Below are 14979 nucleotides of genomic sequence, written 5' to 3'. Positions count from 1 at the left end.
TTTCATATTTATCTTAGCTAAAACGCTATAAGAATACTTTGTCCCACTATACAGTAAAAAATATCGATAATAAAAGTAGAAAAAAGTTTGGAGAAGTGATGTCTTTAGGTGTGTTATTTGATGAAGTAATTATAGCAAAATCTGACTGCTACATCTTGACCTGATACAGAACAAGCGACAACAGCTGTCGCATGATTTAAATTGACGAAAAAGTTAAATGAAATAGTAGAAATTCTTACTATTAATATGGTAACTTAGACTCACTACCAGCCAAATTTGTCAATAAAAATATTAAGTTGTCCACAGAAAATAATAGGCTCTAAAGTCTCGTTCGTGAAACATAGGTTAGTATGAAAAATATTTGAAATTAATTTCTAAAAAGTTATTTTTACTTTTTTAATAACATAAGTCATTGATTCTAATATTAATTTAAATTGTACAAAAAATGAACGATTTTACCTAAGGCATTAGTGTATCAAGCTAGATACGTGTCAAGTAGGTACTTATCCACATACTTATCCACAGCTTATGGGGAAAACTCATCAAACCCTTATGCTATCAATGTTTGCGATGATGATAAAAGCTTGAGATTCAGTCGAGATGTTTTTGTAGCTCAGATTTTATAGGAAAATCGTGCTAATTTTTATATTTTTTGACGATGTTTCACGTAGTATTGTCTCGTTACCTTTATAGTCATTATTAGCCTAAACTTTAAGGAAAACTGGAATGCTAAAATTTTTTTTGATAAAAACAATAGTTGAAAATAGCAAGAGCTCTTTGCATTATTCTGAAGATAAAGTTTTGGCTTCAAATAAAGACTAGACTGGCGTAATGTTGCATAGCCGCAATGTAGAATGAAACTTTATCAGCTAGGAAGTAGATATTTGATAAATGCAGGAACAGAAACAGATGTCAGAGAATAGATACTAGAAAATAAGAAGGGTGGCAAAAGAATGAATGATATAACAATAAGCTAGAGTAGCGCACAACCACAAGAGTAAGTAGGGCGATACTATGTAGTTTGAGCTCATGAATCGAGTAGTTTGAGCACATGAATTGATTATATAATGTTACAAAAAAGCGGCTAAGTCGATTAGCCGCTGAATGCTGAATATAAACTATAAAAAAGATAAAAATTTAGTCTTTAGTATAAATCAAATCCCAAACACCATGACCACGTTCTAAGCCGCGACGTTCAAACTTGGTCATTGGACGAAAGTCAGGACGTGCAGTAAAGCTACCTTTACCTGCCTGATTACTGAGGCCAGCAAAGCTATCTAACACATCGACCATCCAAAATGCATAATGTTCCCAGTCGGTTGCCGTATGAAACCAGCCACCTTGCTTTAGACTGCGAGCAACTATAGCCATGCGTTCCGGACTGACAAAACGGCGCTTATAATGACGCTTTTTTTGCCACGGATCAGGGAAGTAAAGTTGAATACGGTCAATATGGTTTTCTGGCAGCTGCTTCAGTAGTTGAATGGCATCACCATTGATAATTTTAACGTTGGTCAAGCCTTGTGTACCAGCCATATAGGCACATTTGCCAATACCGGGCTCATGTACTTCGACTCCAACAAAGTTGCGTGTAGGGTCAGCTGCAGCCATCTCAATGAACGAATCACCCAACCCAAAACCAATCTCTAAGGTAAGCGGAGCGTCACTGCCATTCGGCGTGTCAGCAAATAGCGAGCGCAGATCATTTATGCCCTCTAGATTGCCATCACCGAAACTATTATTCACTAAATACTGAGCAAATTCTGGATCAGTTAGTGCCAGCTCGGCATTTTTATTCATATGCGTGCGGCGTTTCATAAACGTATTGACGATACGAATGTGTTTGCTATCAGACGCTTCTGCGTCGGTCGATGCAGATTCATTGGTATTTATATCAGTGTCGATATCGGTATCAGTGGCCATGTCGTTATGGCTTTGAGAAGGGCTATCGGTGCGAGAATGTTCATTCATAAGATCTATAGAACTTAATTAAGTGACGAATATGAGCGTATTATAAGTTAAATACACCTGGGTGTGAACGTCCAATCTTATAATGAATGACCAAACTACAATGGACGTGGTTATTAGTAAGTTATCAATCGCTTACTAACGCGCTTAGATAGACGCTATATTAAGCTACCTATCGGCACTAAAGTGATATCGCATCTGCCTTTTGATTATCATATAATAAAGGTCACCTATCGACCCAATAAATCCCTATTTAGAATCCTAAATTTCAAGTAATTTTTAATCATGCACAGTTAATAGAGCCTACTGCTATGTTATTTATTGAGACGGATTCGCCACCACCGTTTTATCAAGAACAGCTGAGTCCTCTCAAGCGCAAAAAGCTTGATCAATGGTTTATTGGTCATCGTACACAAGGTTATTACCTTAAGCGCTTTGCGCAGTTTGATCAGCAAGGATATCTGTCACCCAAGTGGCACTGGGCTGCGTTCTTTATTACCTTACCTTGGCTCCTATATCGTAAGCGTTACATGGACGCTCTTGTCTATAGCGTTGCTGGCTGGTCCTTTATTCAACTTAATATTGTCATCGCGCTAGTCACGTTTGAATTTGTGGCGATGCCTTATATTCCAGATGTCTATCAGATGGTAACACGTATTGGAATTGCAGCAGTTATTTGGCTGTTTTGGGCTTTTATAGTGGCTCGCTGGACCGATGCTTATTATTACCGAATGGCAAGACGTGAAATTGCGGATGCTATTAATGACCATCCACGAGACGAAGCAGCGCAACAAGCGCATCTACGCCGTGAGGGAGGAGTGAGCTTATTTGGTTTGGGGCTTGGTTTTGGATTTTTTGCTTTTGCGCTCATGGTGATCAATGTGCAGTTTTTGCCGATTATTGCTAAACAACAGGAAAATGAGGTATTGTTTGATGCTTATGACATAACTAAAAATGCACAGAATAGGGTCGCTCTAATCTATCAGCAAACGGGAGAGTGCCCAACCAAATTACCTCTCAGCACCGATGCACAGCAGGTACGCATGCATATTACTACGCAAGTAGAAGGTGTATCCGCTACTGACTGTGCAGTGGTGGCGACAGTTGAAAATGCCAAGTTCCCTATACGTTATCTAAATGGTCAAACCTTAGTGTTTCACCATAACCCTGATAGCGATAGCTGGAATTGTATAAGCTCACTTAATAAAAAACAGGCTCCCAAACGCTGCATGGCTAATTAAATCATGTTTGGCACTTAAAATTTAGTAGCTGTCAAGCTAAGTAACTATCAAGCTAAGTAACTGTCAAACCGAGCTATCGATAAACTGAGCAATAAACCACAAATCATCTAGGCCTTAGGGTCAGTAACGACATCATCTGGGGCGTCATCAACGGGCGTTGCTTGATTCTTAAGGACTTCATAAAACTCACCTAAGTCCATCTTGCGCGCTTTACCGATATCTTCATCAAACAAGCTTTCAAGCTCAGCCATAGCCGATTGTGCTGATTCAATCAGGCGCGCCTCATCACCATAGATCGCTTGCTGACGTTCAATTAAATCGTCATCGTAGTTGCGGAAAGTTTGAATGGTCTCACGTGCTTTTTCAGGTGATATTCCAAGCAGCTGTAAGGACTCGCGCGACATATCTAACGAGGATAAGTAGGTCTCACGCCAGATATGACGCACACCGACCTCACGTAAGCGGTAATAATGCTGACGGTCACGAGCTCGCGCTAGCACAACTAAATCAGGATAGTTTTTGCGAAGATACTCAGCGGTAGTGATAGAGCGCTCTAAATCATCAACAGCGATAATAAAAATACGTGCTTTACTAATACCGGCAGCACGCAGAATTTCAGGGTTTTTTGGATCGCCATAATAGACTTGGTTACCAAATTTACGCACAAAATCCACTCGATTTGCCGAGCGTTCAATGGCAGTAAATTCGATATTATGCATGCGTAGTACTCGCCCGATAATTTGTCCGACTCGTCCAAAACCAGCGATAATGACTGGATGCTCATGGTCGGGAATCGTATCGTGTTCGCGACTAGGCTTACTTTTAGCGAACAAAGGCTCGCCGACTTTATCTAGTAATAAAAATGCCAACGGTGTGAGTGCCATAGAAATGGTTACGATTAGATTAAGCGTGTTTTCCAGTTCAGGCGCTAATACATTTTGAGTCGCCGCGACGTTGAATAAAACAAAGGCAAACTCACCGCCTTGAGCTAAGGTAACACCAAGCCGAATACTGGTCGGCCAGCGATTGCCTGATATTTTTGCAATAGCAGTAATCACGGCAAACTTGATAAACATCAACGCCAACGCACAACTTATTATGAATATAGGATGCGCTAAGATAAGCTTGATATCGGTCAGCATACCTACTGACATAAAAAATAAGCCGAGCAATAAACCTTTAAATGGCTCAATACTGGCTTCTAGCTCATGACGATATTCAGAGTCAGCTAATAGTACACCGGTCAAAAATGCACCTAAAGCCATTGACAGACCGATTTGTCCCATCAAAATAGATACGCCCATGACGATAAACAAGGCGACAGCGGTCAGTAGCTCTGAAGCACCACTGGATGCTACAAACTTAAAAAATGGTCGGATAACATAACGGCTAGCAAGGATAAGACCACCAAAGACGGCAAAAACTTTGGCAAAATAAATCAAATCGTAGCTTTGTTCGCGCACCCCTGATAAAAATGGAATCACTGCTAATAATGGAATAACGGCAATATCTTGGAATAGTAAGATAGTAAATGCTTCACGACCATGTGTACTGGATAGTTGCTGTTTTTCGGTCAGTATCTGTAGTACAAAGGCAGTAGAAGAGAGCGCTAAGCCGAAGCCGACAATGAAAGCAGTATCTAGTCTTAGAGAGAAAAACTGATACAGAATTACCATCAATAGCGTGCCCGTAAGCCCAACTTGTAAGCCGCCAAGGACGAATATAGAGCGTCGTAGTGCCCAAAGCCGTGATGGTTGCAATTCAAGACCAATGATGAATAGCAGCATTACCACACCAAACTCAGAAAAGTGTAGCAAGCTCTCGGCATCACCTGCCACATCTAGCGCACTTGGGCCTAATATCAGTCCTGTAATCAGATAACCGAGGACAGTGGCTATACCAAAGCGTTTACCAAGTGGAACAAAAAGCAGCGCTGCACCCAAAAATATGGTGGCTTGTAACATCAAGTTTGGTGAGCCGGCAGCGGCAGCGAACATATAAAATCCTTAGCAATCAATATAAAAATATAGTCAATCTAATCTACATTAGATACGGTGTCAGGTTCGCTTAGTCTACTATTGATAGTACTTTCACTCATCTTTCCTGTAACCAAATAAGCTTAAATAAACTATAGAGCACGCTATTGTCTATTTTAAAGCTTCAAAATATAATCAATGACACGCGTAAATAAAATAATAATATGGTTATTTTTTACGGTAAATTTTCCACACTCCATTGTCCGCTAGCGGATTGCTATATGCGTCATTGCGACGCTTACGCGGCGTCTGCCGACTATCAATTATCTTGAAATCTGGCAGCGCATGGACGATAAGCCCAGTACGATAAAAGCGTATGCGTTCAGGCTCTAACATCTCGCTTTTATGGTCACGGCAAAAAACATACGCGCGCAGATCAATAAATTCACGATGGGCAACTAAGCGCGCCTCATCGTCATTATCAAATACTGATGACATACGCGCGATCTCATCAGCACTGTAATCACCGCATTTATCGGTAAGCGCACCGACCGACCCAAAGCTTTTGGATTCTTTTGCATGGGTCTTGGTTAGATGTAGGCGCTGAACATGGTAGATAAACTGTGGAATCTCAAGACTGGCCGGCAATGGTAGATAGTCGGGTGGTAGGTTGGCAGCAGGATAAAATGCCATTGCGCGCTCAAGCAGATTTTGCCAGCGTTGTTGGTAGGCTTGGACTTCTGCTAAGTTACCTTCATAAATGGGCATGTCACGAATTTGGCGCAAAATATCAGGCGGAAACTGCTCATTACGAAAGCTGGAGATATCCTCTTGCAGCGTTGATAGCAAAACCTTGGCGTGTTTTTTGCCGTCTGTTGAAGTAGGGTTGTCGATATAGTCGGGGGCGACAAAGGGCGCCGAGCGTCTAGACATAGTGTTATATCATCAATAGATAAGTTGAAAAAATACTAATAAGTATGTTTGCCAAAGTCAATCTATAGCTTAAATGGTGGTTTACAATAGTTATTATAACCATATAAGCCTGCTTGGAATGGTTTTTTTTGAAATCGGGTAAGCAAAAGCTTGATAAAAGTTGTTAAGGTGATTTTAACGGAAGAGGCAAACGAGGTTATAAATGGACAGGCTTTATAAGATTGAGAAAAATGGAATAAAGTAAAAATCGAGACTAATTTATCATGGAGCATCAACCACACTCCCTTCCTACTGTTAATAAGAATACTTGTTATAGGATTGACACTAGCCTTTGGATTTTGGTTAGTGATGGCGTCAAATATGGGGCCAGCTTATCTGCCTGATGTGTACAATGGCTGTTTAGATTTTTGGATTAGAATGACGTTATTAGGTCTTGGGTTCATTGTTTGGATTACCGCAGTAGCTTGGTTAGTTTGGCCTATATTACGCTATATTTACCGCTGCATTAGAGGTAACCACTAACTAGCTGCGTCTGTATCATCTACGATTCTACCTAATAGCCAGTAATTGTTTCTTCATTACCAATGACTGTTACTAATGGCTGTGACCAATATGGCTATTACCATCAGCAGGACGCTCTGAGATATCACAGACCAGCGCATCACTATGTGCCTCAGTTTGCGGATGCGATAAGCTTTCGACCTGAATGGTGGCGTGATGAATACCGAGCTCTAACAAGCTTTGTTCAAGATTGGCAATCAATAAGCTGGCATCCGAGATTCTCATGTCACCATCGACCACCACATGACAAGATAAGGCGTTTAAGCCGCTGGTGATGCTCCAAACATGCAGGTCATGGACTTTTTGTACCTGTGGATGGGCAACCAATTTATCCTCAACATCAACCAGTGATATTCCTTCTGGCGTACCTTCCATTAAGATATGCACCGAATCACGTACGACGCGGTAACCACTGATTAAGATTAGTATCGCGACAATCACTGACGCCGCTGCATCTGCCCAAACCCAACCAAAACTCATCATCAATAGCGCAGCAACAATAGCGGCAACGGATCCCATTAAATCGCTCAGTACATGTAAGTAAGCACTTTGCATATTGAGGTTAACGGGTTCTTTAGTGTCAGAAATTCCGGCTTTTGCATTGTCTCCATTTGAGCTATGACTGTGATTGTGAGCGTGTTCATTTCCATTTCCACTGCGGCTACCTCGATGCATAAGCCACGCAACCAAAATATTGACTAGCATACCGATGGTGGCAACAATAAGCATACCTTGGGTAGCGATTTCAGGCGGTGAATTGAAGCGTTTGATTGCTTCATAGAAAATCATCAGCGCAATGATAACAAGCGTAGCGCCATTGACAGTAGCAACTAATATCTCAAAACGTTTATAGCCAAAAGTCTTTTGATGGGTAGCCGCTTTCTCACCGATTTTAAAAGCCATTAGGGTAGCGCCAAGTGCTATAGCATCGCTTAGCATGTGACCTGCATCAGATAATAACGCTAAACTGCCTGTGAGCCAGCCGCCGATAGCTTCAATAAACATGTAGCCAGTAATGATAATAAAGCTAAACAGTAAAGTGCGCTGATAGCCTTTGGTATCACGCGGCGCTGTTGTTTGCTCTAAGTGTTCATCGTGGTCGTGAGTGTCTTGATTGTCATGAGTGTAGTTGCTCTCATCATCTTTGTGCAGATGCTCAGGCACAGCCGCTCCATTCTGATAAGAGTGGTTACTTTGTTCAGGGTTTGAATTTTTTTGATTCATAACAACACTCAGGTTTGCTGAAATTTAAATAAACTAGTCGATATTAATTTATGCTTTATATAAAGTAGATGCTGCATTTTTGTCAGAATCTATCAAAGGTTAATTATGAATTTAACATAGCCGAGTATTAGAAGCTGTAATGACGAGGTAAAAATACGGTAGATAAATAATGGAGAATAGATATAACGGAAAATTATTTAGCCCTTTTTAGCCCATTTAGAATTTAATGTTCAGATTGAGGATACGCTCTAAGACTACCAACCGACAGGGTCAATGTCCAAAGTAAGCTTCAGATATTTGGCGCTGGGCAAGGCGAGTACTGGCTGCCACCATTGATTTAATACATGGTGTAATTGCTGCCGATCCTTGGCTAAGAGCAGCAATTGTGCGTGGTAGCGACTGTTCTTTTTACTCATTGGCGCGTCGATGGGGCCCAGTACAGCAAGGTTGTGCCCATGAGGCAGATTGGCAATGGCATCTTTAAGGGCTTGAGTAGTAGCCGCAAGGGTTTTGCCTTCACAGCGTATTAGTGCGGCGTGGCTATGAGGGGGTAATCCCATCATTTTACGCTCTTGCAATAGCTCACGCGCGAATGACAGATAACCGTCTTTCACCAGCTTTAATAATAGCTCATTATCTGGTTGCAGCGTTTGAATCAGTACGCGACCAGATTTATCACCGCGTCCAGCACGGCCTGCCACCTGAACCATTAGCTGAGCGGTATGTTCAGGCGAGCGAAAGTCTGCTGATAAAAAGCCACGATCAGCATTGGGCAAACAAACTAAGGTGACATTGGGAAAGTGATGACCTTTGGCGACCATTTGCGTGCCGACTAAGATAGCAGGATTGCCTTGATTGATACGCTGATAAATATTCTCCCAGCTATCTTTACGCCTGGTAGTATCGCGATCGATTTGAATAATCGGATACAGCTCTTTACTGGTTTGCGGATTGGCAAAGATAGCGTGTAGGTTTTCGCTCAGCCTTGTGGTACCCATACCCTTGGCATCTAAGTTTTGACTACTGCAATCAGGGCAAACAGTAGGAATATAAGCTTGCCAATCACAATGATGGCATTTCAGATATGAGTTGCTTGAGTAATTGCTATGCTGAGCTTGGCTATTATAATGAACGGTTAAATGCGCGTCGCAGCGCGGGCAGTCCGCCTGCCAACCGCAAGCCTCACACAATAAGACAGGGGCATAACCGCGACGATTTAAGAATATCAATACTTGATTGCCAGCTTCTAGTGTTTGCCGTATCGCACCAATCAATGCATCGGTCAAACCTGTATCAAAGCGCGCGCCGTCATCCGTCGTTTGTTGATGAGTACTTTGCAAGCGCGCATCAATCAGCTGCATCATGGCAGGTTTGGCATTGCCAGGACGAGTAAGCAGTTGGCACTCTACTAACTTGCCGTCATCGACCAGTTTTAAATGCTCAAGAGAAGGGGTAGCGGTACCAAGTACGACTGGGATATTGTATTGCAGGCCGCGATAAAGCGCGACGTCAGCAGCATGATAACGCAGTGTATCTTGCTGCTTATAAGAACCATCATGTGCTTCATCGACGACGATGAGTCCTAAATCTTTAAAAGGATATAGTACTGCTGAACGCGTCCCGATAATGATTTGAGCATGACCAGTGCGGCAATCTTGCCAGCCTTGTAGGCGGTGAGTATTGTTCATACCTGAATGCAGTAAGACGATATGAGCGGCAAAGCGACTGGCAAAACGCGCACGCGTCTGCGGGGTCAGTCCAATCTCCGGCACTAAAATCAAAACCTGCTTGCCAGCTTCTAATACAGCTTGCATCGCTTGTAGATAGACTTCGGTCTTGCCACTACCGGTAATGCCATTTAGTAAAAATCCTGTATAGCGTTTAGCTTCATGGGCGGTAACAATGGCTGCAACGGCAAGCTGTTGCTCATCATTGAGATCGAGTGGCATTTTTGCTAATTTGACAGGAGATGGCGCTTGTTTTGGCTCAATATAGCGCTCGATAAGACCTTTATCTTCTAGCGTTTTTAAAAAAGCTCGCTCCATACCTTCCAATAATAGTACGTCTTCACTTGCACCGCGCTCGCCATGTAGTTTGAGCATATCAAACTGCTGCTTTTGCTTTTTTGCATTGGCACGAAAGTCGTTGTCGCTCGCATTCGCCAAAATTCGCCAATGGGTAATGAGTAAGTCCAGTGGCTTGCCTTGACGAACCAAGCTTGGCAAGATAACTGCTAAGACATCGCCAAGCGGGTAGTGATAATAGCGCGCAAGCCAATAGGCCAGCTTTAACATACTGGCATCTAAAATAGGCTCAGCATCTAAGCTTTTATTAATGGGTTTTAGTTTATTCGTGGGTACGCTGCTATCAGCTTCCGAGATATGAGCGACTACAATACCGACTAGAGTCTGACGACCGAATGATACCTCGACGCGACTACCAACATGAGGTAAAGAAGAGCTTGATAAGGCGTTTACATCTGCCGGTACGCTATAGTCAAATACCCGATAAAGGGGCACGGGCAGAGCAACTTGTACCAACATAAAATGCATTCCCAACGTTTAGATATATAGCTTTTAGATAACCAGCTTTTATATTTAGCTTTTAGAGATTTAGAAAATGATATTGATGAGGATAATAGCAATAAGCCCAAATAGCTATATTTGGGCTTACTCTAGAAGTTTTTTAGCAGTAACTTTTTTGACTTAATATTTTAAGACCATTAAATGTACCAATGTGCTAATTGGTGACACGGCCTAATCCAATATATAACGTTACTCAATATATAAAATAGCTTCAATCTCAACCACGCCACCTTTAGGCAATGCAGCAACCTGTACGGCAGCGCGGGCAGGGTAAGGCTCACTTAGGTTTTCAACGAATACTTCATTAAGTACGGCAAAGTCGCTTAAATCAGTTAAAGATACATTAAACTTAACCACATCATTTAAGCTACCACCAGCTGCTTCACAAACGGCTTTCAAGTTAGCAAATACTTGCTTCGCTTGCGCCTCAAAACCGTCTCGTAATTCCATCGTATCAGGATCGAAACCAAGCTGTCCTGAGATATAAACAGTGTTACCCACTTTAACTGCTTGTGAATAGGTGCCAACGGCTGCAGGAGCTTTATCAGTTTGGATGGTTTGACGGCTCATTTTATATCCTTATTGTATGTTCATTAGTTTAGTATGCTAAAAAGTTAGCAGAAGAGTCTAGCATTGTTTTGAATTTTTCTAAAATTTTAGGCTAAAAGTATCGATTTTTTGACAGATTATCTAGGACACGCCCTAATCAATAAAAATTTAGATAATTATTATAAATGTTTTTAGAGCTGATATAGGCGTACGATATTAGGAAAGCCCAATAAAGAGCGCAGCTCACGAATACCTTGCGCTAAGTGATCGCGGCTACGGACAATAATATGAACAATGGTATCACTGCTACGTACATCGACCGTTTCGACGCCGATATTCAGCTGACGCAAATGGTAGATGACTTCGCTGATTTGTTCGTCGCTAAGAGCGATAGATAGTTTTAGGTAGGCTGGAAAACGAACTTTTCCGCCTTCTTTCCCGCTTTGCTCAACTGCCTCACCTTGTTTTATCCCCTTATCACTACGCCAGCGCAACTGTATAACCTGATAAGGGTTGTCTTTACGAATATCGTCCAGTGAAAAGCATTTATGTCGATGTACAACCAGACCATGCTTTGATAAATGCCCAACGATAGGGTCGCCATAGATAGGATGGCAGCAATTGGCAAAATCAATCTCAACACCTGCAGCATTAGCAATCAGCTGTTGCGGCTGCGTCATATCGTCATTATGTCCTTGCACTTGTAGATTGCTTACCTCATCGCTAAATAAGCGTGATACAACAAGCTGCGGTAGTAGTGTGCCAGAACTTATCTGCTCAAATAGAGCACTCTTTTCTGGTAAGCCGCGCCATTCAATTAAGTTTTTCCAATCGCTATCAGTCAAATCATCAAGGTTTTTTTGGTAAGTTTTTAACGCTCGATCTAAAGCTTGTTGACCATGATGCTGCTTGTCAGCGGCGGATAAATCTTTAAACCAACGTAAAATCTCTTCACGTGCTTTGTTGGTGACCACAAAACCAAGCCATTCAGCTTTTGGTTCTGAGTGGCTATTGACTTCAATTTCAACCAGCTGGCCATTTTTCACAACCGTACCAAGCTTGGCTTTTTTGCCATCGACATTTGCACCGACGGCGACGTTTCCGACCATAGGACCTACCGCATAGGCAAAATCTAGTGCGGTTGCACCTTGCGGTAACTCATAAGCACGGCCTTGCGGACTATAGCAAATGATTTTACTGGAATGCAAATAATCCATCAGCTCATTAATGGTAGAGACAGCCGCTGTAAAGTCAGGACTGTTTTCATCTAAAGTGTCTTCATCGACCAAGTCTTTCATATTGCGTAACGAAGCTTGAATGACTGATTGACTAACGTCAGAGGCGTGTTCTGCTCCGATTACGCCAAGTCTTGCCGCACTCTGCATCTGCTTGGTTAAAATAGTCACTTTGACACAGTCGTTATCACGCTCGTAGATGAGGGTGAGCGACTGATTGCCACCAGGTAGCGGTCTGCGAATATTGTCTTCAATATGAGAATCATCAATCTGGTATTTTTTGATCAAATAATAAGCCAGCTTGTCGCAAGCTTCAATATTATCGAGCACAATCTCAAAAGCATAATGACGGAGCAGGGCGTTGATTTCACCACGATTACGGAAAAATTGTCGATATATAACCACGCGGTTGTCTAATACTTTTACGTGTCCACCAAGCTCTAAATTATTGAGTACTATAGTCAGATAGCGATGAATAGCTTCCCTTTGAAAATTACGCCCAAGACCATGCTGTAACAGTTTGTCAGATATTTTGTTATACATATCAGAGTTAAGATTGCGATAACATAAGACTTCAATATAATCGGCAATATCATTGAGCCCCATTAAGCGTGCAAATGGTACATAAAAATCTAAAGTCTCTTGAGCAGTAGCGCGTTGCTTTTCAGGGCGAACGGCATCAAGTGTAGACATGTTATGCAAACGGTCGGCAAGCTTGATAATTAATACGCGTGGATCGTTCAAAGTGGCGGTGAGAATTTTATGAAAGGTAGCGGCTTTATTTTGTTGCTTATTATGAGTGGAGGATTTTAATTTGGTGACCCCATCGACCAGTCTCGCGACTATCTTACCGTAACGCTCTTCAAGCTGCTCGTCACTAACCTCAGTATCTTCGACTGTATCATGCAAAATAGCTGCAATGATGGTATCCCGATCTAAGCGAAAGCCGGCTAATATTTCAGCGACCGCAATAGGATGCGTAATATAAGGCTCTCCTGACTTGCGCTTGTCTTTTATGTGCGCAACATCACCAAACGCGCAAGCATCAATAATGTCATGGCGCTCAGCTGCACATAGATACCCAACCGAACGCAGTAAGTTATACTGAGCTTCATCAACCAAATAGTGACTGAGTTTGGGTAAGGTTTGGCTCATAGAGTGGCGATCCTATTGTTCGTTACGATTTTGGTAGAAGCTACTTGCCCAATGCTTATATGTTAAATAGAACAATGCTATTTAAATATTGGTTAGACGATAATGCTTTTAAAAGATTATGCTTTTTGAAAATAGGCAAGCTCGAAAATTACTGTTTTTCATCTTCATTATCACTACGCCACCCTCTAATTAATCGTAAATTGCGTTGAATGTCAACTACTAAGCGAGTAGACAGTTTAAAAACCTTTAAGTAATAATAAATGATACCAGCTATCTCCGAGTAACGACTATTGACAATCGTTTAGAAAATCATGCTGGACTTACCTATTGGACTTAAACGGCAAAAACCACAGCATGACACTGTGGTTTTTGTTATAGCATTCATTTCAAACTGTAATATAAATTATATTGCTACAGATTAAATAAAATCAAGATTATACAGCTCTAAAAGCTATGATCACCCGATAATGCTAAATCTAGTGAGCTGGTCGCAAAAGTATGCTCCGGCTGATTTAGGATATCGCGAGTAATTTTGCCAGCGGCAATTTCACGTAGCGCCAATACGGTAGGTTTGTCATTGTCGACTTCTACTAGTGGCTCAGCAATACCTTTAGCCAGCTGGCGAGCGCGTTTGCTGGCAACTAATACCAATTCAAAGCGATTATCAACATTTTCCAAACAATCTTCAATCGTCACTCGTGCCATAGATAGCTACCTCGGTTGTTTTTATCAGTAACGGACATTGCCCGCAACTCGATAAAAATAGTATCAAAAATATAAGGGGTAATAACTGGCTATTATAGCATTTATTTACCCAAACGCGCAGTTGCTTTTTACGTCTAATCTTTTAGAGGATATAAGATTGGATATTAGGCTTATGATTGGTCAGGCGAGCCTGATAATAAGTTTGTAATAACGCGACTATATCGCTGTTGTTGACGTGTTAAAGTCTGTCTGTCAGCAACGATAATGGCTTTCAGCTCAGTCAAGGCAACCTCAAAATTATCATTAATTACCACGTAATCTGCATGTACATACTGCGACATCTCATTAACTGAGCCTGCTAAGCGCTGTTCAATAACATCGGTACTGTCTGTCGCACGTGTCGATAGACGCTGACGTAACGTCGCAACGCTCGGTGGCAAGATAAAAATCATAATTGCCTCAGCAAATATCTTTTTAACTTGCAGCGCGCCTTGCCAGTCAATCTCTAAAATGACATCAATGCCCGCTTCTAACTGCGCCCGTACACTTGACTCTGAGGTGCCGTAATAGTTACCAAACACTTCGGCGTGCTCTAAAAACTGTCCTTCACCGATAGCCTTTGTAAACATATCTATGCTGGTAAAGTGATAATGCTGACCGTCAATCTCACCAGGTCGTGGAGCGCGCGTGGTATGAGAGACACTAACAGTCAAATCGTTGGTAGTAGCAAGTAGCTGTTTAACCAGTGAGGTCTTGCCAGTACCGGAGGCGGCAGTAATGATAAATAATGAACCTGTCATACAGTGTGTCCTAATGAACGGATAAAGGCTGGTAAAAAGATAAAATG

Annotated in this window: 10 protein-coding genes; 1 reads left to right on the top strand and 9 read right to left on the bottom strand. The window is 41.8% G+C overall.

Annotated features, from left to right (window positions below; translation table 11 throughout):
* Positions 1 to 1137 precede the first annotated feature (1137 nt).
* On the bottom strand, positions 1138 to 1923 hold the full coding sequence (gene trmB / locus AK823_RS11070) for a tRNA (guanosine(46)-N7)-methyltransferase TrmB (RefSeq protein WP_149031906.1): 786 nt from the start codon (positions 1921 to 1923) through the stop codon (positions 1138 to 1140).
* Between the two features lie 356 nt (positions 1924 to 2279).
* Between trmB and AK823_RS11065 the strand changes: the two genes are divergently transcribed.
* Positions 2280 to 3209 carry a DUF2628 domain-containing protein gene (locus AK823_RS11065; protein WP_068329248.1) on the top strand — a complete coding sequence of 310 codons (930 nt, stop codon included), beginning with the start codon at positions 2280 to 2282 and terminating at the stop codon, positions 3207 to 3209.
* Between the two features lie 107 nt (positions 3210 to 3316).
* On the opposite strand, the gene AK823_RS11060 is transcribed toward AK823_RS11065, so the two are convergent.
* The 8 genes from AK823_RS11060 to gmk form a co-directional block, all read right to left on the bottom strand.
* Positions 3317 to 5206 (bottom strand): monovalent cation:proton antiporter-2 (CPA2) family protein, encoded by a 1890-nt coding sequence (locus AK823_RS11060; protein ID WP_068329245.1) that lies wholly within the window; start codon positions 5204 to 5206, stop codon positions 3317 to 3319.
* A gap of 207 nt (positions 5207 to 5413) precedes the next feature.
* Entirely contained in the window at positions 5414 to 6118 is a 705-nt protein-coding gene (locus AK823_RS11055) for a hypothetical protein (RefSeq protein WP_068329242.1), read from the bottom strand.
* Positions 6119 to 6712: 594 nt separating this feature from the next.
* Complete coding sequence (locus tag AK823_RS11050) at positions 6713 to 7903, bottom strand: cation diffusion facilitator family transporter (RefSeq protein ID WP_068329241.1); 1191 nt, start codon at positions 7901 to 7903, stop codon at positions 6713 to 6715.
* A gap of 254 nt (positions 7904 to 8157) precedes the next feature.
* Positions 8158 to 10446: a primosomal protein N' gene (locus AK823_RS11045; protein WP_068329240.1), complete on the bottom strand. Its 2289-nt coding sequence runs from the start codon at positions 10444 to 10446 to the stop codon at positions 8158 to 8160.
* Positions 10447 to 10677: 231 nt separating this feature from the next.
* Positions 10678 to 11058, bottom strand: coding sequence for a RidA family protein (locus tag AK823_RS11040; RefSeq protein WP_068037519.1), 381 nt, complete (start codon positions 11056 to 11058; stop codon positions 10678 to 10680).
* 170 nt (positions 11059 to 11228) lie between these two features.
* Positions 11229 to 13427 (bottom strand): HD domain-containing protein, encoded by a 2199-nt coding sequence (locus AK823_RS11035; protein ID WP_068329239.1) that lies wholly within the window; start codon positions 13425 to 13427, stop codon positions 11229 to 11231.
* Between the two features lie 444 nt (positions 13428 to 13871).
* Positions 13872 to 14132, bottom strand: coding sequence for a DNA-directed RNA polymerase subunit omega (gene rpoZ, locus AK823_RS11030; RefSeq protein ID WP_068037513.1), 261 nt, complete (start codon positions 14130 to 14132; stop codon positions 13872 to 13874).
* Positions 14133 to 14302: 170 nt separating this feature from the next.
* On the bottom strand, positions 14303 to 14932 hold the full coding sequence (gene gmk, locus AK823_RS11025) for a guanylate kinase (protein WP_068329238.1): 630 nt from the start codon (positions 14930 to 14932) through the stop codon (positions 14303 to 14305).
* Between the last annotated feature and the right edge of the window lie 47 nt (positions 14933 to 14979).

The organism is Psychrobacter sp. P2G3 (assembly GCF_001593285.1).
GTDB lineage: Bacteria > Pseudomonadota > Gammaproteobacteria > Pseudomonadales > Moraxellaceae > Psychrobacter.
Note: the sequence above shows the minus strand (reverse complement) of the source record. Positions and strands in the feature narration are given on the sequence as shown.